This is a genomic window from Virgibacillus sp. DJP39 (assembly GCF_049310925.1).
Taxonomy (GTDB): domain Bacteria; phylum Bacillota; class Bacilli; order Bacillales; family Amphibacillaceae; genus Virgibacillus_F.
The window spans coordinates 34,904-54,495 of sequence record NZ_JBMERP010000002.1; the positions used below are offsets into that span (position 1 = coordinate 34,904).

Annotated in this window: 18 protein-coding genes; 15 read left to right on the plus strand and 3 right to left on the minus strand. The window is 37.0% G+C overall.

All coding sequences use genetic code 11. The features are described from left to right. The first annotated feature begins 96 nt into the window (after window positions 1–96). The 9 genes from pyrR to pyrE all read left to right on the plus strand — a co-directional run bounded on the left by pyrR (window position 97) and on the right by pyrE (window position 10,200). Window positions 97–639, plus strand: coding sequence for a bifunctional pyr operon transcriptional regulator/uracil phosphoribosyltransferase PyrR (pyrR, locus tag ACOI1D_RS01125; RefSeq protein ID WP_422498499.1), 543 nt, complete (start codon window positions 97–99; stop codon window positions 637–639). A gap of 128 nt (window positions 640–767) precedes the next feature. Then, window positions 768–1,706, plus strand: coding sequence for an aspartate carbamoyltransferase catalytic subunit (locus tag ACOI1D_RS01130; RefSeq protein WP_422498501.1), 939 nt, complete (start codon window positions 768–770; stop codon window positions 1,704–1,706). Further along, window positions 1,654–2,937 (plus strand): dihydroorotase, encoded by a 1,284-nt coding sequence (locus ACOI1D_RS01135; RefSeq protein ID WP_422498503.1) that lies wholly within the window; start codon window positions 1,654–1,656, stop codon window positions 2,935–2,937. The genes ACOI1D_RS01130 and ACOI1D_RS01135 overlap by 53 nt, the downstream gene beginning before the upstream one ends. Next, window positions 2,930–4,033 carry a carbamoyl phosphate synthase small subunit gene (locus ACOI1D_RS01140; RefSeq protein WP_422498505.1) on the plus strand — a complete coding sequence of 368 codons (1,104 nt, stop codon included), beginning with the start codon at window positions 2,930–2,932 and terminating at the stop codon, window positions 4,031–4,033. Before ACOI1D_RS01135 ends, ACOI1D_RS01140 begins: the two co-directional genes overlap by 8 nt. Then, window positions 4,026–7,226 carry a carbamoyl-phosphate synthase large subunit gene (gene carB / locus ACOI1D_RS01145; RefSeq protein WP_422498508.1) on the plus strand — a complete coding sequence of 1,067 codons (3,201 nt, stop codon included), beginning with the start codon at window positions 4,026–4,028 and terminating at the stop codon, window positions 7,224–7,226. Before ACOI1D_RS01140 ends, carB begins: the two co-directional genes overlap by 8 nt. Further along, window positions 7,223–7,978, plus strand: a complete 756-nt coding sequence (locus tag ACOI1D_RS01150; protein WP_422498510.1) for a dihydroorotate dehydrogenase electron transfer subunit — start codon at window positions 7,223–7,225, stop codon at window positions 7,976–7,978. Before carB ends, ACOI1D_RS01150 begins: the two co-directional genes overlap by 4 nt. After that, window positions 7,975–8,889, plus strand: a complete 915-nt coding sequence (locus ACOI1D_RS01155) for a dihydroorotate dehydrogenase (protein WP_422498512.1) — start codon at window positions 7,975–7,977, stop codon at window positions 8,887–8,889. The genes ACOI1D_RS01150 and ACOI1D_RS01155 overlap by 4 nt, the downstream gene beginning before the upstream one ends. After that, on the plus strand, window positions 8,886–9,602 hold the full coding sequence (gene pyrF, locus ACOI1D_RS01160; protein ID WP_422498514.1) for an orotidine-5'-phosphate decarboxylase: 717 nt from the start codon (window positions 8,886–8,888) through the stop codon (window positions 9,600–9,602). Before ACOI1D_RS01155 ends, pyrF begins: the two co-directional genes overlap by 4 nt. Further along, window positions 9,586–10,200 carry an orotate phosphoribosyltransferase gene (gene pyrE / locus ACOI1D_RS01165; protein WP_422498517.1) on the plus strand — a complete coding sequence of 205 codons (615 nt, stop codon included), beginning with the start codon at window positions 9,586–9,588 and terminating at the stop codon, window positions 10,198–10,200. Before pyrF ends, pyrE begins: the two co-directional genes overlap by 17 nt. A gap of 22 nt (window positions 10,201–10,222) precedes the next feature. Here the strand turns inward: pyrE and ACOI1D_RS01170 are convergent, their stop codons facing one another. Together ACOI1D_RS01170 and ACOI1D_RS01175 are read right to left on the minus strand one after the other, a co-directional pair. Continuing rightward, on the minus strand, window positions 10,223–11,089 hold the full coding sequence (locus tag ACOI1D_RS01170; protein WP_422498519.1) for a hypothetical protein: 867 nt from the start codon (window positions 11,087–11,089) through the stop codon (window positions 10,223–10,225). Between the two features lie 113 nt (window positions 11,090–11,202). Next, window positions 11,203–11,964, minus strand: a complete 762-nt coding sequence (locus ACOI1D_RS01175; RefSeq protein WP_422498521.1) for a class I SAM-dependent methyltransferase — start codon at window positions 11,962–11,964, stop codon at window positions 11,203–11,205. Window positions 11,965–12,085: 121 nt separating this feature from the next. Here ACOI1D_RS01175 and ACOI1D_RS01180 point away from each other — a divergent pair, with 121 nt between their 5' ends. Further along, a complete protein-coding gene (locus ACOI1D_RS01180; protein WP_422498523.1) occupies window positions 12,086–12,946 on the plus strand; it encodes a LysR family transcriptional regulator in 861 nt (286 codons plus the stop codon). Window positions 12,947–13,012: 66 nt separating this feature from the next. Beyond that, window positions 13,013–13,432: an organic hydroperoxide resistance protein gene (locus ACOI1D_RS01185; RefSeq protein ID WP_422498525.1), complete on the plus strand. Its 420-nt coding sequence runs from the start codon at window positions 13,013–13,015 to the stop codon at window positions 13,430–13,432. A gap of 151 nt (window positions 13,433–13,583) precedes the next feature. Here ACOI1D_RS01185 and ACOI1D_RS01190 read toward each other — a convergent pair whose 3' ends face one another. After that, window positions 13,584–15,317 (minus strand): Rqc2 family fibronectin-binding protein, encoded by a 1,734-nt coding sequence (locus ACOI1D_RS01190; protein WP_422498766.1) that lies wholly within the window; start codon window positions 15,315–15,317, stop codon window positions 13,584–13,586. Between the two features lie 123 nt (window positions 15,318–15,440). Here ACOI1D_RS01190 and ACOI1D_RS01195 point away from each other — a divergent pair, with 123 nt between their 5' ends. The 4 genes from ACOI1D_RS01195 (at window position 15,441) to rpoZ (ending at window position 19,516) form a co-directional block, all read left to right on the plus strand. Continuing rightward, the gene (locus ACOI1D_RS01195; protein ID WP_422498527.1) at window positions 15,441–18,095 is read left to right on the plus strand and encodes a calcium-translocating P-type ATPase, SERCA-type; all 2,655 of its coding nucleotides are present in this window, start codon (window positions 15,441–15,443) and stop codon (window positions 18,093–18,095) included. Between the two features lie 331 nt (window positions 18,096–18,426). Then, a complete protein-coding gene (gene remA, locus ACOI1D_RS01200) occupies window positions 18,427–18,687 on the plus strand; it encodes an extracellular matrix/biofilm regulator RemA (RefSeq protein WP_422498529.1) in 261 nt (86 codons plus the stop codon). Between the two features lie 14 nt (window positions 18,688–18,701). Further along, a complete protein-coding gene (gmk, locus tag ACOI1D_RS01205) occupies window positions 18,702–19,322 on the plus strand; it encodes a guanylate kinase (protein ID WP_422498531.1) in 621 nt (206 codons plus the stop codon). Further along, window positions 19,319–19,516, plus strand: a complete 198-nt coding sequence (rpoZ, locus tag ACOI1D_RS01210) for a DNA-directed RNA polymerase subunit omega (protein ID WP_422498533.1) — start codon at window positions 19,319–19,321, stop codon at window positions 19,514–19,516. The genes gmk and rpoZ overlap by 4 nt, the downstream gene beginning before the upstream one ends. Window positions 19,517–19,592: the final 76 nt, after the last annotated feature.

The window sequence follows — 19,592 nt, forward strand, 5'->3', positions numbered from 1 at the left end:
CTAAAAAATCCCTTTTTCTCTCATGAAAAAGGGATTTTTTTCTATTATAAACGCTTAAATCGATTCTTCTTATTTTGAAATGAGGTGGGCATAAACTTGGAAGAAAAAACAGTTGTATTAGATCAAGCAGCGATTAATCGGGCATTAACCAGAATAGCACATGAAATACTCGAGAAAAACAAGGGCGGAGAAAATCTAGTTCTTATCGGAATTAAGACTCGGGGTGTTCCAATCACGAAAAGATTACAGGAGAAAATAAAACAAATTGAAAATGTGACTGTTCCGATTGGAGAATTAGACATTACCTTGTATCGGGATGATTTGGAAAAAAGTGCACCTACAAACGAGCCAGAGTTAAAGGACACGAATATAAATGTAGATTTGACCAACAAAAATATTATTCTCATCGATGACGTTTTGTTTACGGGACGTACTGTACGTGCTGCAATGGACGCGGTCATGGATCTTGGCAGACCTGCTCAAATTCAACTAGGAGTTTTAATTGATCGGGGCCACCGTGAATTGCCGATAAGAGCTGATTATGTAGGCAAAAATATTCCTACCTCAGACAACGAAGTAATTGTAGTCAAACTAGATGAAATAGATCAACTCGATCAAGTTAGTATTTTTCAAAAATAAATAAGTAAACCTTTAATTGAATCCAGAGAGATTTAAAAGGTTGTCAATGTTACGTGACTGTACACGTATACCTCTTTGCGACCTTTTGCAAAGAGGTTTTTTAATGGAAAAAATTTGGAGGGTGGACAATGAAACATTTTCTATCAACAAAAGATCTTAGCTCAAATGAATTGATAAAGATTCTAGAGGTAGCGGAACAGTACAGTCAAAGTGGCCAGCCCAAATTTCAATGCCAGTTATTTGCAGCTAATCTATTTTTTGAACCAAGTACCAGAACTAAACTTAGTTTCCTTGTAGCTGAAAAAAAACTGGGTATAGAAACGTTGGATTTACAAATGGAAGCGTCTAGTTTAACAAAAGGCGAATCAATCTATGATACAGCAAAAACTTGTGAAGCAGTTGGAGCTAATCTACTGGTCATTCGTCATCAGGAAGACAACTGGTACGAGGAACTAGTAAACCACCTGCAGATACCCATAATCAATGCTGGTGCAGGTATAGGAGAGCATCCAACCCAATGTATGCTAGATTTGTTAACCATTTATCAGGATTTTGGGTACTTTAGTGGATTAAACATCGTTATAGTTGGAGACATCAAGCACAGTAGGGTTGCCAGGTCCAACGCACAAGCATTACACACTTTAGGTGCAAATGTATTTTTTGCTGCTGCCCCGGGATTTGAAGACAAGTCACTTGATTTTCCATATATCTCAATTGATGAGGCGGTAGAGATGTGTGACGTTTTAATGCTGCTAAGAATTCAACATGAACGTCACGAGGAAAAAAATTATGATTCAACCTCCTATCACGAAAAATATGGACTTACAATCAGGCGTGAACAAAAAATGCGGGATTCCGCAATTATCTTGCATCCAGCTCCAGTAAACCGAGGAGTCGAATTAGCATCTGAGTTAGTTGAGTGCAGCCGGTCAAGAATTTTCAAACAAATGAATAACGGTGTATATATAAGAATGGCAATAATAACAACATTATTAAAGGATTGGGGAATGCAAAATGAAATTATTACTCAAAAACGCAACTCGCTTAACGGAATCAAATGTAGCTGAAAACGTGGACATTTTAATTGTAGACAAATACATCAAGGAAATCTCCCGAAATATTTCAGATGATACTGCACAAGTTGTTGATTGCGAAAATAACATGGTCTTCCCTGGTTTTATCGATGTCCATATCCATCTCCGAGAGCCGGGTGGTGAGCATAAGGAAACAATTGAATCCGGTACGAAGGCTGCAGCCAGGGGTGGATTTACTACTGTTTGTGCTATGCCAAATACATCACCAGTTCCTGATAGTGAGGAATCAGTTAAAGCATTATTAAACAAAATTAATGAATCTGCAGTTGTACGAGTTTTACCATATGCAGCAATAACGAAAGACCTCAATGGTGAGGTATTGAATGATATTAAACAAATTGCCGATATGGGAGTATTTGCTTTTACGGATGACGGTGTTGGTATACAAACTGCCGACTTAATGCTCCGAGCAATGAAGGAAGCTGCTGCAGCTAATGTATCTGTTGTAGCCCATTGTGAAGATAATTCCATTGTATATAGCGGTGTCGTCCATCTAGGTAATGTAAGTGACCGTATAGATCTTCCGGGGATTCCGTCCCTAAGTGAATCAGTTCAAATCGCACGCGATGTATTATTAGCTGAAGCAACAGGAGCTCACTATCATGTTTGTCACGTAAGTACGAAAGAGTCTGTTCGTGTCATTCGTGATGCAAAAAAAGCAGGTATTCATGTTACTGCCGAGGTAACACCGCATCATCTGTTACTAAACGAAGATGCAGTATTGAAAGACGATACGAATTATAAGATGAATCCACCGCTTAGGAGCAAAGAAGATCAAGAAGCATTGCTAACAGGTTTATTAGATGGAACAATTGATTTTATTGCAACTGATCATGCTCCACATGCAGAATCAGAAAAAGCAAAGGGATTTTTAACATCTCCATTTGGAATTGTTGGATTAGAAACTGCATTTTCGCTTCTTTATACGTATCTAGTAAAATCAAATAAAATCACACTACGTCAATTAGTAGATTGGTTAACGATTAAACCTGCTGAAGTATTTGGGATGCCCTACGGAAAGCTTAAAGAGAAAGAAATTGCAGATATAACGATTGTAAATCTAGAAAAAGAAACCAAAGTTGATAAGCATAAGTTTCATTCAAAAGGGAAAAATACCCCGTTTGATAAATGGGAGATTACCAGTAAGCCAGTTTTGACTATTTCAGAAGGAAAAATAGTCTATAAGGAGGATATTCATGACTAAACGACAATTGATCTTAGAGGATGGAACAATATTTAGTGGAGAGGGCTTTGGAAGCTCCCGGAAAAGATCTGGTGAAATAGTATTTAACACGGGAATGACTGGCTACCAGGAGGTAATTACAGATCCTTCCTATTGTGGTCAAATCGTTATGATGACGTATCCTCTTGTTGGTAATTATGGAATTAATCGAGATGATTTTGAAACAGTAACACCGTTTATTCATGGATTTGTGGCAAAGGAAGTAACTGAATACCCTTCTAATTTCAGGAGTGAAGAAAGCCTTAGTTCCTATTTGGAAGCGAATGATATTCCTGGAATATCGGGAATTGACACTAGAAAATTAACAAAGATTATTCGTAAACATGGAACAATGAAGGCAATAATCGCTGATGCGTCAGAATCAGAAGAAGAGTTATTAAATGAATTAGCTAATGAGCCTGAAATGACTAATCAAGTGGAATTGACATCAGCTGTAAAACCTTATGTTGTTCCGGGGCGTGGACATCGTATTGTATTAGTAGATTTTGGTATGAAACACGGTATTTTACGCGAACTTACAAAACGGAATTGTCATGTTACGGTAGTCCCGTACAATTACAGCGCTGAAAACATACTAAGATTAAAACCGGATGGAATAATGCTGACTAATGGGCCTGGAGATCCGAAAGATGTTCCAGAATCGATTGAAATGGTTAGAGAGGTACTCGGAAAAAAACCACTATTCGGTATTTGCTTAGGGCACCAGTTATTCGCACTGGCATGTGGGGCTGACACAGAAAAAATGAAATTTGGTCATCGGGGTGCAAACCATCCAGTAAAAGATTTGAAATTAGACAAGACGTATTTAACATCACAAAACCATAGTTATGCTGTTAGAAAGAATACACTTAATAAAACGGATCTAATATTAACACAGATAGCATTAAACGATAATACTGTCGAAGGTATCAAACACAAAACCTTCCCTGCTTTTACGGTTCAATATCATCCAGAAAGTTCACCAGGACCAGAAGATACCAATCATCTATTTGATCAATTCATGACTATGATTGAACAGGTTAATGATAAACACGAGGAGGAGAAGACGTATGCCTAAGAATAAAGCAATAAAAAAAATTTTAGTAATTGGATCAGGTCCGATTGTTATTGGACAGGCAGCAGAGTTTGATTATTCGGGCACGCAAGGGTGCCAGGCACTAAAGGAAGAAGGATATCAAGTTATACTAGCAAATTCTAATCCTGCAACGATTATGACTGATTATACAGTTGCTGATAAAGTATATATGGAGCCATTAACGGTAGAATTTTTAACGAAAATCATTCGGAAGGAACAACCTGACGCATTACTGCCAACTCTAGGGGGGCAAACAGGTTTAAATCTGGCAGTAGCTCTAGAAGAGACCGGGATTCTGGCAGAATACAATGTTAATCTTCTTGGAACCTCACTAGAAGCGATTCAAAAAGCAGAGGACAGGGAATTATTTCGTTCACTAATGCATGAACTTAATGAACCAGTTCCTGAGAGTCAAATTGTAAATTCAGTTGACAAAGCTGTGGATTTTGCAAATGAAATAGGATTTCCACTTATAGTCAGACCGGCTTATACCTTAGGTGGTACTGGTGGAGGAATGTGTTATACCGAGGTGGAACTTCGTGATATTACACGTAATGGATTGTCATTATCACCGGTAAATCAATGTCTAATTGAACGAAACATTGCTGGGTTTAAAGAAATTGAGTATGAAGTAATGCGTGACAAAAAAGATCAGGCTATCGTTGTGTGTAATATGGAAAACGTTGATCCAGTTGGAATTCATACTGGTGATTCAATAGTCGTAGCACCATCCCAAACACTCAGTGACCGTGAGTATCAATTACTGCGGAATGCTTCACTTAAGATTATTCGTGCATTAAAAATAGAAGGTGGCTGTAATGTTCAATTAGCATTGGACCCAGATAGTTTTGACTACTTTATTATAGAAGTGAACCCACGGGTAAGTCGATCGTCAGCACTCGCTTCAAAAGCTACTGGCTACCCAATTGCTAAAGTAGCAGCAAAAATAGCGGTAGGATTAACTTTAGATGAAATCTTAAACCCGATCACAGGAAAAACGTATGCTTGCTTTGAGCCTTCTCTTGACTATGTTGTCACAAAAATACCGCGATTTCCTTTTGACAAATTCACATCAGGGGATCGTTATCTAGGGACGCAAATGAAAGCAACAGGCGAAATAATGGCAATTGGTCGCAACTTTGAGGAATCATTATTAAAAGGTGTTCGATCACTTGATATAGGTACAGAGGATTTATGGTTAAAATCATTAATTAAACTTTCCCTTGATGAATTAAAACACCGCTTAAAGAAAGCGGATGACGAACGTTTATTTGTTTTAGCGGAAGTATTTAGGCGTGGTATGTCACTAGATGAAATTTTTGACCAAACTAAAATTGATCGTTTCTTTCTCATCAAAATTAAACATTTAATCGAATTAGAAGAGAAATTAAGACTAAATATAAATAACCTTGAATTACTAGAAAAAAGTAAGAAATTAGGGTTTTCCGATTCCCATATTGCACGCCTATGGGAGACAACAGTGGATGAAATATATGAACTACGCATGGAGAGACAAATTAAACCAGTATACAAGATGGTTGATACATGTGCTGCTGAATTTGAATCTGAAACACCCTATTTTTATAGTACCTATGAAGATGAAAATGAATCAGTAAGATCAGACCGCAAGAAAATACTTGTTTTAGGCTCGGGACCTATTAGAATAGGCCAAGGAATTGAGTTTGACTATGCAACAGTCCATTCAGTATTAGCAATTAAAGAAATGGGCTATGAGGCAATCATTATGAATAACAACCCTGAAACAGTTTCAACTGATTTCAGTATATCGGATAAATTGTACTTTGAACCATTAACACTGGAAGATGTAATGCATGTCATTAATCTAGAAAACCCAGAAGGTGTTATTGTTCAATTTGGTGGACAAACGGCAATTAACCTGGCGGATGGGCTTCAACGACGCGGAGTTAATATATTGGGCACGAACCTGGAAGCAATAGATAAAGCAGAAGACCGAGACAAATTTGAACAACTGTTAAATGACCTTGACTTGTTACGTCCAAAAGGTAAATCTGTATTAAAATTGGATCAGGCCTTAGATACAGCAAATGAAATAGGATATCCGGTTTTAGTTAGACCATCCTATGTAATCGGTGGTAGCCGGATGGAAATTGTTTATAATGATGACGAACTAAATGCATATTTAGTAAAATCAAGTGATACTGAAGATAAGCATCCTATCTTAATCGACCAATATCTCACAGGAATAGAAGTGGAAGTAGACGCAATTAGTGATGGAGAAACAACTATCATACCTGGAATTATGGAACATATCGAACGTGCAGGTGTCCATTCAGGTGATTCGATTGCAGTATACCCACCACAAAGAATTAGTGAAACTGTCAAACAAAAGTGTATGGAAGCAGCAACGAAAATTGCACAGGAACTGCAGGTAAAAGGGTTGATCAATATTCAGTTCATTGTACGAAAAGATGATGTTTACGTGCTTGAAGTAAACCCAAGGGCAAGCCGAACCATCCCTTTCTTAAGTAAGGTAACTGGTGTAACAATGGCGAATCTCGCAACAAAATGCATACTAGGAGAATCGTTAAACGCAATGGGCTTCACTTCAGGAATTTTGCCAGAACAAGATAGTGTGTCTGTTAAAGTACCGGTGTTCTCGTTTGAAAAGTTGCGTAGTGTTGACACAATTTTAGGGCCGGAAATGAAATCAACCGGGGAAGCAATAGGCTATGATAAAACATTGGAAAAAGCGTTATACAAGGGACTGATTGCATCGGGTCTTAAGGTACCACAGGAAGGTTCTGTATTATTAACAGTTGCTGACAAAGATAAGGCAGAAGTTCTTGAAATTGCAGATCGCTTTCATCAGCTAGGTTTCCAACTGTATGCAACAGCTGGAACTGCTGACTTTGTAAAACAAAATGGGGTTCCAGTTAACGAGGTTGCGAAAATTGGATCAGATGAACCAAACGTGTTATCCATCATAGAAAATGGAGAGGTACAGTTTGTCATAAATACACTAACTTCTGGGAAAAAACCACGCTCAGATGGGTTTAGAATTCGTAGAGAAGCAGTTGAGCATGGAATTGCCTGTCTAACGAGTCTTGATACAGCTAATGCGATTTTAAATGTAATTGATTCAACAACGTTTAGTGCAAAACCAATGACGGATAAAAAGGTTGTATTAACATGAAACGAAAAGAAACATTGTTGATTAAAAGTGCGCATGAAATCGCCTATGAAACTACTGAAATGGTCCTGCAGAATGTCTATATTAGCGAAAATGCCAAGCCAGGACAGTTTTTACACATTGAAGTAGCAGGTCATACTCTCAGAAGGCCGATATCTATTGCAACAATTGATAAGGAGAATGAAACGGTGACGGTTTTATTCAAGCAGCTTGGAGAAGGCACGAAGGCGCTTGCAACGTATCAAGCTGGGATGGAAATCAATGCATTGGGTCCAAGTGGTAATGGGTTTCCGGATAGGGATACAACCGATACAACTGTTTTGTTAATTGGTGGGGGGATTGGTATACCCCCACTGTATTGCCTAGGTAAAAAGCTAGCTAAAGAAGGAGTGCAGGTAGTATCTGTACTTGGCTTTCAAAATAAAGCAAGCGTTTTTTACGAAGAAGCCTTCAATGAGTTGGGGAAGACTTTTATTACAACCAACGATGGTAGTTATGGAGAAAAAGGATTTGTAACCGATGTAGTAGAAAAAGTTGCAGACTTTGATTGCTATTATTCATGTGGTCCTCTCCCTATGCTTCAAGCAGTAACACAAAAGTTGAAAAATGAAAAAGGGTATATTTCACTTGAAGAGCGAATGGGATGCGGTGTTGGAGCATGTTTTGCATGCGTTATTCCGACGGATGATTTTGGTGGATACAAAAAAATATGTAGTGATGGTCCAGTATTTGACGCAAATGAGGTGAGCTTATGACAGATTTAGCGGTGAATTTACCTGGTTTGCAATTGAAAAATCCGATCATGCCAGCATCAGGATGTTTTGGCTTTGGTCGGGAATACAGTGAATTCTATGACCTGCAGCAATTAGGTGCAGTTATTATGAAGGCTGCGACCGGTACCAGTCGATTCGGCAACAATACGCCACGTGTAGCGGAAACGTCCGCTGGCATGTTAAACGCAATAGGATTACAAAACCCAGGCGTAGATAATATTATCGAAACAGAAGTATCTTTTCTTGCAAAATATAACATTCCGATCATTGCAAATGTGGCTGGTAGTACAATAGAAGAATATGAAAAGGTAGCTGAAGCGTTTAATCATACGAATTCTGTTCATGCGATAGAACTAAATATTTCTTGCCCAAACGTAAAAGAAGGTGGCATTCAATTCGGAACTGATCCGGAAATGGCTGCCAATGTCACAAGGGTCGTTAAAAAAGCTAGTAATCTACCAGTATACGTTAAACTATCACCAAACGTTTCGAATATCGTAGCAATGGCTAAAGCGGTGGAGGAAGCAGGGGCTGATGGTCTGTCAATGATTAATACGTTATCAGGAATGCAAATCCATCTATCTAGTAGAAAACCGATTCTTGCAAATAAAACTGGTGGATTGTCAGGACCAGCGATTAAACCAGTTGCTATTCGTATGATTTATGAAGTGAAACAACACGTTTCCATACCAATTATCGGCATGGGCGGTGTTTCTACAGTTGACGATGTGGTTGAGTTTTTGCTAGCAGGAGCAAGTGCGGTTGCGGTTGGAACAGCCAATTTCCAAAATCCATTAATTTGTCCAGAATTAATTGAAGCATTACCAGGAGCACTTGAAAAATATGGTTTCAGCTCAGTAGAAGAAGCGATTGGAAAGGGGCATGGAGCATGAATGGCAAAACGTATCTATCGTTAGACTTTCCCACTTGGGAAGAAGCAAAAAGATTTATTGATACACATAATTTTCGTGGTGTTCCAGTAAAAGTGGGAATGGAGTTATTCTACCGGGAAGGACCAAAAGTGATTGAGACACTAAAAGAAAATAATCATGCTATTTTTCTGGACTTGAAATTACACGACATCCCTACAACCGTCATGAAGGCAATGAAAAATATTGCTGCGCTTGAGGTGGATATGGTGAATGTACATGCTCTGGGTGGAAGTGAAATGATTAAGCGAGCTAAGGATGGATTAGTGTCAGGTTCCACTTCTAGCCATATCACTAAACTAATTGCCGTTACCATGCTTACGTCGATGGACGAACAAGAGATGAATGATGAGTTGAACATACCAGGAAAACTCCATGATAATGTACTTCACTTTGCAAATTTTGCTAACCAAAATGGTGCAGACGGGGTAGTATGTTCTGTCCATGAAGCAAAGGCCATTAAAGAAATTTGTGGACAAACATTTTTGACTGTAACACCTGGTATCCGTTTAGACGATTCTAATGCAAATGATCAAAAGCGTGTATCATCACCCGCATTTGCTCGAGAAAACGGATCAGATATATTGGTGCTTGGGCGTACTGTTACAAAAGCGGCAAATCCAAAAGAAGCCTACAATAAAGTTGTTGAGGAGTGGAAACATGGGATTAAGTCATGAAATAGCTAAGGATCTACTAGACATTAAAGCAATTCAAATTCGAACCGAAAATTATTTTACGTGGACATCTGGATTGAAATCACCAATTTATTGTGACAACCGTTTAACCATGTCCTATCCATCTGTTCGAAAGAAAATTGTTCAAGGATATAAACATCTGATTGAACAAATGGAAGTGAAGCCTGATCTGATAGCCGGGTGTGCTACTGCCGGGATTCCACATGCGGCCTGGCTTGCAGATGAACTTGATTTGCCAATGGTATATGTACGTTCAAAACCAAAAGGTCATGGAAATGGGAACCAAATTGAAGGACATATCAAACAGGGTCAAAAGGCCGTAGTTATCGAAGATTTAATTTCGACAGGGGGTTCTTCAATCGAAGCAGCTCAAGCACTTTTAAATGCAGGTGCTGAAGTTTTAAGTATATTGGCTATTTTTACTTACGGATTGGATAAATCAATTCAAAAATTTTCAGAAGCTGCGTTAACTTTTGCCACCATTACTAATTATGATGAAGTTCTTGCATTATTAGTAGGAGAGGGAACAATTAATGAGGCGGAGAAAGAGAAATTACAGGTTTGGAAACAAGAACTCTAATTAACAAAGATGACTATTATAGTCATCTTTGTTTCCTCTCAAACAAATCCGAATCAATCGATTCAAGCAAAGAATTTAGTTGGTCAAAATTAGTTGTTTTTTCCTTGTCTTCTTCGGTTAATTTGCCAGCATTTTCTATAATATAGGCTATCCATTCTGCTTCTAATTTTTCTGCTGGTTTACCGTATACATCCTGAAATTTCTTATTTAAATCGGCTTTATTATAGATTTGTTCAAATTTGTTTAATCCATAGGCATCAATTAAATAGGCTATAAATGAGCCGGCGTGAAGGTAGCTCATCGACCGGAGTAGATAATCACTTTGATCATTAATGACAGGTCTGAAAAAAGTATCATCATATCCTAAGTCTATTAATTTGTACAAGGGAATATTTTTATTTTTACTAATTAGATATTTCATGATTTTATTATTTGAAAGACCAAGATTAAGAGTTTTAGATTTATCGTGTTTATCTTCCAAGTACGTAGCAAATCCCTCTTGAGTGAAGAAACCTTTACTTCCATCATAATTATTCCCATAACCTAGTATGGTATGGCTCATTTCGTGTAAGATAGGATAATTATCTATGTCTGTTGCATACAACTTGATGTCTTCTCTATAGCCGGTAGATATTCCATTGCCCTTTAATAGATGAACGTTGACTTTTTCAGCTGGAACATAGTCTGTTTTAATCGAGTTTGTAACTATGTTGTATGACTTTACAATTTCTTTTTTTATTGTATCTAATTGCTGCTGTGAGGATTCTCTAGTATTAACGATTTTAAAGGTTAAACGACCATCTTCAGTAACCACTATGTTTTCTTTCGTTTTTTCCTTTGTCGGTTGTTCTTCTGGAGGTGAGGTCTTAGGTGAACATGCAAATAACACCAGTGTTAGAAAAATGATTCCAATAACTAGTCTGATAAATAGCCCTCCTATAAGAAATTTAATTGTTTTATATATACGGATAAAATTCTAATAAGTTTCACTGTTAGGATGATTTATTTTCTGCACAGAACCATCCACTCATCGATTGCAAATGATTGAATTCTATCATTTGTTACCTTCACTTGAAAATAGTCCTTTATTTCACTGGATGATTTTAATATATAAGAACTTACTTCATCTTTTTTCTGTTCAGTGTCTAGTGTCCGATTAATCCATTCTTTGTAAGGCAATGTCTTCATTCTGGTTTTTTCTTTAACTACAACTAATTTATATGTTGTTAGGTGTTCTTTCCATTCGCATACAAGTAGTGATCGTACATGACTATAATCACGCATTTTTTCTAATGTATTTACAAAGTTATTGAGTATTGGATCTCCAGGTGCAATGTTATCAATCAATATAAAATTTGCTCCAGGCTTTAGCACACGATAAACTTCAGAAATGAACTTTGCGGGATTAGGAAAATGGTGTGCAGCAATCCGGCAAGTCACGATATCAAAAGAATCATCTTCAAAAGGTAGCTTTTCAGCATCTGCTATGGAATAACTGATATTTTCATAGTCTTCTAAATGTTTTGCGGTATTTGTCAGCATTTCTTCTGTTAAATCCGAGGCTATTACTTTCGTAACATGGCTGGAAAGCTGTTTGGCAACATGCCCACCACCTGTTGCGATATCAAGTGCGACCATTGTTAAAGTAGGATTTAACCATTCAATTATTAATGGTAGATCACTCCCTGTTCCATGGGTGGAACTGGTTACATATGCATTATTATTTTTCCCAAAAGTTTTTTTCACATTTTCTTTTTCATTCATAAACGTTTCCCTCTTTCGTTTGTACAGTATACATGTATCATATGATTAAAGATGAAATAAGTAAAATATTCGTTTATAATCAATAGTAATAAACTATTACTTATCTATTCAGGAGGGAATTATGAAAATTGATGATTATATTTTGTTACTTAAGTTAAACGAAATAGGAACAATTCGTGGTACGGCTAAAGCCATATTAATTTCACAACCAGCTGTAACGCAACGCCTCAAATACATAGAAGAATATTTTGGTCAGATGATTTTTATTCGTACATCCAAGAGATTGATGCTTACACCTGTAGGGGAATTGATATTAAAACATGCAGAAACTGTAGTTGAGAGGGAAGAAGCAATAAAAAATAGTTTACTTGAGTCAAGCGACAAAGTTCAAGGAACACTATCTATTGCTTGCTCCTCACTTATTAGTCAACGCTACTTGCCTGCTATGCTTGCAGAGTATACCGGTGCATATCCCAATGTAGAAATTGACCTTGTAACTGGAATTAGTGAAGATATTAAACGTGATCATAAGAACTATCATGTATGCATTATTCGGGGAGAAAAATTAAAGGAAGGAATTTGTTCACCTTTATTTGAAGATCCCTTATACATATTTGATACTGAACCTTTTCCCGAAAAAAAACTCAAAGAGCGACCGCTAATTACATTTAAAAGTGATGATAGCATGCATGAACTGGTTGATAATTGGCTGTATCATCACCAAGATAATATTAAAGCATTGAAAACAATACGAGTTGATCAAATTGAAACCTGTAAACAATTTATGAAACAAGGGTTAGGCATGGCTGTGTTACCGAAAAGTGTCTCTGATACGATGATGGAAGAATATCCGCACGTAGCATTAATGTTAAACAATCAACGTGTGACGAGAAGTACCTGGCTTTGTTACCAGGACGATGTAAGGAAACTTCCTCAAGTCGAGAAATTTTTGGAGACGATTCTGAATAAGAAATATATATAATTGTTTAGTAAAGGAAACCTAGTGGAATAGTATGGATAGAGATGAAATTAAAAGGAGTGTTAAATTATGAGTAACGTAATATTTACATCAAAAGCAACAGCAAAGAACGGACGGGATGGTCATGTTAAATCTGACGATGGTTTAATTGATTTGAATTTGGTAAATCCAGCAAAAGACAAGGATGAAAAAGGCTCAAATCCGGAGCAATTATTCGCTGCAACATATGCCTCCTGCTTTGATGGGGCATTAAATTTAGTCGCCTCTAATCAGGATAAAAAAATTGATTCAGAAACAACTGCTGAAGTTAGTTTTTGCAAAGACGAAGAAGATGGTGGATTTAAAATTGCTGCAACCTTGAACGTTTCTATCAAAGGTGTCAGTCAAGAAGAAGCTGACAAGCTTGTGAAGGATGCACATAAAGTTTGTCCTTATTCTAAAGCAACACAAGGTAATATTGACGTAACCTTAAATGCAAAGGCTGTATAAAAATCTGAGAAAACTAGGCTTATCGCCAGACCTTAATGGCGGAAGCCCTGGTTACACTTATGCAGTAAGGAGAGTTTTTATCCTTTCCTTACTGCTAAAATGAAAACGGATGGCTCAAACTGAGTCATCCGTTTTTTCAATTGATTGCATCTTATTTATTTGCTTTTGATCTCTTGGCATTATCCCTTAAGAAGTCAACGATACCTTTGTCAGGTGTCACAAATAATGTTTTTTGGTTATCATATGTTACAAACCCAGGCTTTGCGCCATTTGGCTTCTTTACATGTCTGATCGATGTATAATCGACCGGAACAGAGGAAGATTGCTGTGATTTGCTAAAGTAAGCTGCTAAATGGGCCGCCTCTAACAATGTTTCCTCACTAGGTTTCATATCTTGAATGACGACATGCGAACCAGGGATATCTTTCGTATGTAACCATACATGATCACGGTGCGCTAGCTTGTTGGTTACATATTCATTCTGTTTATTATTTTTCCCTACAAGAATTGAAGTACCATCAGTAGCTTGATAGTTATCGGGTTTAGGCAACGTTTGTTTGTTTTTTTTCTTATTTTTCATACGCTGTCTTTTTAGATACCCTTCTTCCCGAAGTTCTTCACGTATTTCCTCTACGTCTTCTTCTCGAGCAACATCTATTTGCTGCAATAATTGGTCCAGATAATTAATCTCATTTTCTGTCTTTTTTATTTCTTTTTCTACTACTTTTTTTGACGTTTTTAACTTTTGGTAAGTTTTGAAAAATCCTTGGGTATTTTCACTTGGTGTCTTATTGGGGTTTAAATCAATAGTAATTTCATTTTGTTCAGGATCATAGTAATCTGTCACGATTACGGATTTATCGCCCTTTTTAACTAGGTGCATATTTGCAGTTAGTAGTTCACCCAAATGTTGAAATTTATCTGCATTTCCAGCTTTCTTTATGGTTTGGTTATGTTTTTTCATTTTACGTTCGTTTTTATCTTTCTCATTCTTTATAAATCGATATAAATCTTTAGCCTGTTGTTTGACACGGTCTCGTTCAGCTTTTCCTGAGAAAAAAGCATCAAGCATCTCGTTGGTAGTAGCAAAACTCTCTGAATCGCCTGATAAATTATTGAACTGTAACACATGGAAATCTTCTTTTTTGTTTCGGTAAATAGTTGGAGAAAAGTCATTGTTTGTAATCTTTTTTTGTAAATCTTTGAAAACATCCATGTATGTCTGCTGTGAACCAAGTTTTGCTCTTCCAACCATTTCACGAGCAACTAAGGGTGATACTCCGCTAAGTGCCTCAACTATCTGATTTTCTATTTTCCCTTGATTAAAGTCGATTTTTCGGATAAATTCTGACTCATTCGTCTCTAGAATATTTAGTTTATCCTGGTGTGGCGGAAGAATATATTCGTGTCCAGGTAAAATTGTACGGTGACGATTTTGTGCCAAGGACACATGTTTTAGACTATCAATGATATGTCCTTTTTCCTGATCAATCAGCATAAGGTTACTATGTTTACCCATTAATTCAATTACTAGTGATTTATGCGTAATGTCACCTATTTCATTTCTTGTTTTAAAGGTAAATGTTAGGATTCGCTCCATCCCATACTGACTAATGGATTCAATTACAGCTCCCGATAAATATTTGCGCAAAATCATGCAAAACATTGGCGCTTCTTTCGGATTTGTATATGTATCATTAGTGAAATGAATTCGAGCGTACATCGGATGAATAGAAAATAATAATGTATGATTTTTTCCATTACTTCGTATAGTGAAAACAATTTCAGTATCAGTTGGTTGATAAATTTTGTTTATTTTTCCGGGAACAATTTGTGTGTTCCACTCATTTGTTAATGCTCTTGTTACAATTCCATCAAATGGCATGTCAATCACCTCAGTGGTAATTATAGCATTTTTCAGGACAAGTCTGCATACATATCGATAAGAGAAGGCTGAAATTATCAATTAATTGGTAAGAATTTATAGCTTAAACTGGAGGGGTATGTTTTGCAGTGGTATCAATTAGACAAAGACACACTCGAACAAAAGCTGCACGTAACTACTGAACGTGGACTAACGGCTAAACAGGTAGAAAATAGGCGTAAACAGCATGGAACCAATGAACTAGAGGCAGGTAAACAAACTCCAAAATGGTTAATATTTATTAAACAATTTCAGGACTTTATGGTGTTGGTATTGCTGGCAGCGACTTTAATTGCGGGACTGTTAGGTGAATACATTGATGCAATAGCAATTCTAGTTATCGTATTTGTTAATGGTTTTATGGGATACTTTCAGGAACAGAAAGCTGAAAAATCATTGGCTAAGCTAAAAGAGCTGTCTGCACCATTTGCTTACGTTTTGCGTGAACAGAAATGGGAGCAGATACCGTCAAAGGATATTGTTGTTGGAGATGTAATTCAAATGAGAAGTGGGGATCGAATTCCTGCGGATATTAGAATTGTAGATTCGCAAAGCATGGAAACAGAAGAATCGACCTTAACTGGTGAATCGCTTCCCGTACCTAAATACGCTAAAGCTGTTAATAAAGAGGACTTGGGACCACAGGATCAATCAAACATGGCATTTATGGGAACTTTAGTTACAAGAGGCTCAGGAATAGGTATTGTTGTTGGAACTGGTATGAAAACAGTGATGGGCCAAATAGCTTCTCTTATGGTTAAGACGAAGAAGATTATTACGCCACTTGAAAATAAACTTGCTGAGCTTGGGAAAATACTGATTGTAATCGCTCTTGCTCTAACTGCTTTAGTAGTCATAGTTGGTGTTTATCAAGGTCAACCCGCTTACAATATGTTCTTAGCTGGTGTATCACTAGCAGTAGCAGCAATACCGGAGGGTCTTCCAGCAATTGTGACAGTTGCGTTATCTCTAGGTGTTCAACGCATGATCAAAAAGAATGCAATTGTCCGAAAGCTATCAGCTGTTGAGACACTTGGATGTGCATCAGTAATCTGTTCAGATAAAACAGGTACTATGACCGAAAATCAAATGACAGTTAAAGAAATATATGTTAATGACAACAAATTACATGTAACAGGTGATGGATATGATCTGATAGGGGACTTTTTTTCCAACAAGTCAAAAGTAAATGACTCGTTTCCCAACCTGCAGTCAATGCTTTTGTATGGAATGCTGTGCAACCATTCATCCATTATAGTTAAAAAAGGCAAAAATTTTATTAATGGTGATCCGACAGATGGAGCGCTTCTTGTAGCTGCAAGGAAATTAGGGCTAACACAAGCCGATGGGGAATCGTTTCGTGTTGTAAAAGAAATACCTTTTGATTCGACTAGAAAGCGCATGAGTATGGTAGTGGAAGATGAAAACAAACGACAATTTTTAATTACTAAAGGTGCTCCAGATGTTTTACTGCCAAGATCAACCTTTGTATTGACTAATAATGAAAAACGTCTGATGAAAGAAGCAGATCAAGATAGAATAAACAAAGTTATTAATGAAATGGGAGAAAAGGCTTTACGAACTATCGCTATTGCAATCAAGCCACTTTCATCAGGAAGCGAGCAGAGTGATGGCCTGTTAGAAAATGACTTAACATTTATTGGTTTGTATGGAATGATTGATCCTCCAAGGAAAGAAGTAAAAGCAGCAATAGAGGATTGTAAGAAGGCTGGAATTAAAACGGTAATGATAACAGGTGATCATGAGAAAACTGCTAGAGCCATTGCAACCAATTTAAACTTACTACCAAAAGATGGTCTTGTGTTAGATGGAAATCAACTAAATCAAATGTCTACTGAGGAGTTAAGAGAGATTATAGATCGCGTGTATGTGTTTGCACGAGTAACCCCAGAGCATAAGCTAAAGATTGTGGATGCCTTCCAACACAAAGGTCATATTGTAGCCATGACTGGCGATGGCGTAAATGATGCACCAGCCATAAAGGCGAGTAATATAGGAATTAGTATGGGGCGCAGTGGAACCGATGTAGCAAAAGAAGCATCTTCCTTAATTCTAATGGATGATAACTTCACGACAATTAAAGCTGCAATAAATGAAGGTAGAAACATTTATGAAAATATCCGAAAGTTTATCCGATATTTATTAGCTTCAAATGTTGGTGAAATACTGGTTATGTTGTTTGCGATGTTATTGGGACTTCCATTGCCTTTGGTACCCGTACAAATTTTATGGGTGAACTTGGTTACAGATGGTCTTCCTGCAATGGCTTTAGGGCTAGATCAGCCAGAAGCTGATGTAATGAGCCGAAAGCCAAGACATCCAAAAGAAGGTATTTTTGCCCGGGGGTTAGGCTTTAAGATAGTGAGCAGAGGTATTTTAATTGGTTTGGTTACCTTGGTTGCGTTTATGATGACCTATCAAAACAACCCGGATAACCTGGTTTATGGTCAAACAGTAGCATTTACTACGCTTGTAATGGCGCAGTTGATACATGTATTTGATTGTCGAAGTGAGCGTTCGGTATTTTCACGAAATCCTTTCGGTAACAAATACCTAGTACTTGCAGTGCTTTCATCACTTGCTATGTTGTTATGTGTTATTTATTTTGAACCATTACAACCTATATTCCATACTGTTTTCTTAGATCTTAGGGATTGGATCTTTATACTAGCATTAAGTGCAATTCCAACCGTATTCTTTGGTTTTACCAAAAAATAAGAAGCAGGAAAACAGGGATGATTAAAGTACACCTTGAGCTTAGAAAACTTGGCTTATCGCCAATTCTTATGGCGAATTCCTTAGTTGAACCTATACAGAAAGAAAGTTTTTATACTTTCTTGACTGCTTTAAAAAAGAATATTACTCTTTTCCTTAATTATTTTAGGAAAGGAGTTTTTCTTTTTTTAATAAAGTATGTATAATAGGTAGAGTTAGCAACGTTAAAAATTTGAGTTTTTCAGTCTTTATTGATTATACTATACTTAATAATTGGTAATATTGTATTTCAATGAAATACAGGCTTGATTGTACATACAAGGGGGAACTAAGATTGAGTTTGAGATTAATAAATATTGGTTTTGGTAATGTAGTATCTGCCAATCGTATTATTTCCATTGTGTCTCCAGAATCAGCTCCAATCAAACGGATTATCACTGTTGCAAGAGATACAAATAAATTAGTCGATGCAACCTATGGCAGACGTACACGCGCAGTAATCATTACTGACAGTGACCATGTTGTATTGTCTGCTGTCCAACCAGAAACAGTTGGCCAACGAGTACTAAGTCATGATGAGGTTTCAGACGAATAATAGGAGGAACTGCTTTGATTGATCAGAAAGGGATATTGTTTATACTTTCGGGTCCGTCCGGTGTAGGAAAAGGGACGGTTAGGAAAGAACTTTTTGACCAGGATACAGAGTTAAAATACTCTATATCTATGACAACGAGAAATATTCGACCAGGTGAGATAGATGGTATTGATTACTTTTACAAATCGAATGAAGAATTTGAAACCCTGATTCAACAAAAACAATTGTTAGAATACGCGAAATATGTTAATAACTACTATGGAACACCTAGAGAATATGTAGAAAAAACATTAGCGAACGGACACGATGTATTCTTGGAAATTGAAGTACAAGGAGCATTGCAGGTCAGGGAGAACTTTAAAGAAGGCGTATTTATTTTTTTGTTTCCACCAAGTTTGGATGAACTGAAAAACAGAATTGTAAACCGTGGAACCGAATCGCAGGAGCTTGTGATAAACCGATTGCGAGAGGCTAGAAAAGAAATTGAAATGATGGATGCATATGATTATGTAGTCGTCAACGATCGGGTTGATAATGCTGTTAGTAAGATTCAATCAATCATTCAAAGTGAGCATTGTAAGAGGGAACGTATTGAAAAACAATACAAACAACTACTGGAGGATGAAATCTCATGATGTTAGAACCGTCAATAGATAAGCTGCAAGAAAAAATTAACTCGAAATACACATTGGTTACACTGTCTGCTCGACGTGCTAGGCAAATGCTCGAATCTAATACTATGTTAATCGAAAATCCTAAATCATATAAACAGGTAGGAATTGCCTTAGAAGAGATTTTAGCTGACAAATTATACGTTACCAAAAATTAAGTAAAATCAAACCCCTCGCTTTAAAGCGAGGGGTTTTGGTTGTTTAAAGCTATTAATTTAAGGTTATAGATGGATT

Bases quoted from the DNA above. Each gene is read 5' to 3' on its own strand.
- ACOI1D_RS01135 (WP_422498503.1), top strand. From the start codon at position 1,654: ATGAAATTATTACTCAAAAACGCAACTCGCTTAACGGAATCAAATGTA.
- ACOI1D_RS01185 (WP_422498525.1), top strand. From the start codon at position 13,013: ATGAGTAACGTAATATTTACATCAAAAGCAACAGCAAAGAACGGACGG.
- ACOI1D_RS01150 (WP_422498510.1), top strand. From the start codon at position 7,223: ATGAAACGAAAAGAAACATTGTTGATTAAAAGTGCGCATGAAATCGCC.
- rpoZ (WP_422498533.1), top strand. From the start codon at position 19,319: ATGATGTTAGAACCGTCAATAGATAAGCTGCAAGAAAAAATTAACTCG.
- ACOI1D_RS01130 (WP_422498501.1), top strand. From the start codon at position 768: ATGAAACATTTTCTATCAACAAAAGATCTTAGCTCAAATGAATTGATA.
- pyrF (WP_422498514.1), top strand. From the start codon at position 8,886: ATGAATGGCAAAACGTATCTATCGTTAGACTTTCCCACTTGGGAAGAA.
- ACOI1D_RS01140 (WP_422498505.1), top strand. From the start codon at position 2,930: ATGACTAAACGACAATTGATCTTAGAGGATGGAACAATATTTAGTGGA.
- ACOI1D_RS01175 (WP_422498521.1), bottom strand. From the start codon at position 11,964: ATGAATGAAAAAGAAAATGTGAAAAAAACTTTTGGGAAAAATAATAAT.
- ACOI1D_RS01180 (WP_422498523.1), top strand. From the start codon at position 12,086: ATGAAAATTGATGATTATATTTTGTTACTTAAGTTAAACGAAATAGGA.
- ACOI1D_RS01190 (WP_422498766.1), bottom strand. From the start codon at position 15,317: ATGCCATTTGATGGAATTGTAACAAGAGCATTAACAAATGAGTGGAAC.
- pyrE (WP_422498517.1), top strand. From the start codon at position 9,586: ATGGGATTAAGTCATGAAATAGCTAAGGATCTACTAGACATTAAAGCA.
- carB (WP_422498508.1), top strand. From the start codon at position 4,026: ATGCCTAAGAATAAAGCAATAAAAAAAATTTTAGTAATTGGATCAGGT.
- ACOI1D_RS01155 (WP_422498512.1), top strand. From the start codon at position 7,975: ATGACAGATTTAGCGGTGAATTTACCTGGTTTGCAATTGAAAAATCCG.